Annotated in this window: 1 protein-coding gene and 1 pseudogene; both read left to right on the top strand. The window is 67.8% G+C overall.

The window, feature by feature from the left end; translation table 11 throughout:
* Positions 1–506 (top strand): annotated as a pseudogene (locus A5766_RS24665) (hypothetical protein); the annotation flags it as partial.
* A partial coding sequence (locus A5766_RS08545; RefSeq protein ID WP_156527411.1) for a hypothetical protein occupies positions 503–1785 on the top strand: 1283 nt, incomplete at its 3' end. The pseudogene A5766_RS24665 and the gene A5766_RS08545, both read left to right, overlap by 4 nt.

The raw sequence follows: 1785 nt of genomic DNA, 5'->3' as shown, positions 1-1785 counted from the left end.
GCGAGATGCCCGCAGCCGATGGCGCGGACCGGAAGGCGACGTTCGTCGCCGATCCCGGCGTGCCGTCGGCCGTGCCGTCACGCCCGCCTCGCAAGCCGCGCCCCGTGACGAAGGAATCGCCGATCGCGTTCCGCGGCCGGCCCGGGACCCGTGCACGGCTGGCGAAGCGGGCGGGTAACCGCGCGCTGTCGGTCGTCGTCGAAGCAGCGGTCGATGCCTACCTCGGCCGCAAGGTCGTGGATGTCGATCCGACTCTGCGGGCCGCGCTGAGTGAGGAGCTGGCCGCGATCGCGGACCGGCTCGCCGAGATCGAGCATCAGGAAGTCGGGATCGGACGGAACCGGAACCAACTCCAGCTCTTCGTGAATCGGTACCGGGAGCTTCCGGTCACCATCGCCGTCGAGATGAGCGAGGAGAACCGGCTCCACGAAGCGGTGCTGGCCGAGCTGGCCGCGATCCGTGATCGCCTCGACCACCTGATCGATGCATCGGCGGTGGCGGCATGATCACGGAAATCTCCCCGGCCGGGACGCTGGTCGGGCTGGATCGGTACGTCGGCAATATCGCGCCGAAGGACATCGACAGCCCGGAGCCGACGGAACGGGCCGAGTTCGTGAGCACCATCGGCGACTGCACGCCGGTGAACTTCACCGACCGTGTCGAGCAGAACGCGGCCGTGCAGGGCAAGACGGGTCTCAAGCACAAGGCATACCACCTGATCATTTCGCAGACCCATGAGGAGGCCGACCCCCGCGACGAGCAGGCCGGGCACCGTCAGCACACGATGGCCCGGGCGCTAGTGAAGAAGCGGTTCCCCGGTCACATGGCGAAGCTCGTGACGCAGCGTGACAACGGCAAATGGATCGAGGGGCCGGACGGCGAGCGAGTCTGGCAGCCGGGAAAATGGCACACGCACGTGATCATCGCGAACGTCTCCAGCCGCGAGGCGGTGCTGGAGCTGGTCGACAAGAACGGCACGGTGCGCGAGCTGCGCTATGCAGCCGGCCGCGCGATCGACGGGCCCATGAAGAACATCCACCAGATTCGCCACGGTCCCGGCGGCACCGACGAACTGGTGCGGGAGCACTTCGGCTATGACAACGCGCGGTACGTCGAGGAGTGCCGCAAAACCTCCAAGGGACGCGGCACCCGGGCAACGACGAAGGACGCGGCGCAGCGCGCCGATCCGGATGGCCGAGGCTACAGCTCCCACGACGAAGTCAGGGTGAAGCTCCGCGAGGCGCGAGCCCTGGCTTCGTCGTGGGACGACTATGCGGATCGATTGGCCGCCGACGGCGTGCACACTCGCGTGACCGGCACGAGCGGTGTCTCCTATGCCTGGGTGGGTGACGACGGCGTGGAGCACAAAGCGCGATGCCGTGGAAAAGAAGGACTCGGCAACGATTTCACCAAGGCCGAGGTCGAGGCGCAGTGCTCGATCAACGCCGAGCGGATCGGGCGGGGCGAGGCTCTCGGAGCACCTGAGCGCGTGATGGTCCCGGCACCGCCGCCGGTCGAGGACCGACCGAAGCCGATGTACCTCACCGCCGATGGCCGTCCGCCCTGGGAACGGGACGCGGACGAGTTCGCGGACAAGGTCCACGAGGCTGGGGGGACTTTCGAGCAGCGGGCCCGCGAGCGGATTGATCTGGCACTCGTCGACGACTGGGTCACAACCAGGGATCACCTGGTCGCAGCCGCACCAGACCACGGGGTGACCGTCATCGGGCGGGTCGACGAGCCGCTGATCACGCTCGATACCTCGGATGGCCGGATCATGTTCGA

It is taken from the genome of Gordonia sp. 852002-51296_SCH5728562-b, from assembly GCF_001665475.1.
GTDB lineage: Bacteria > Actinomycetota > Actinomycetes > Mycobacteriales > Mycobacteriaceae > Gordonia > Gordonia sputi.
This window is presented reverse-complemented; position numbering and strand designations above follow the sequence as displayed.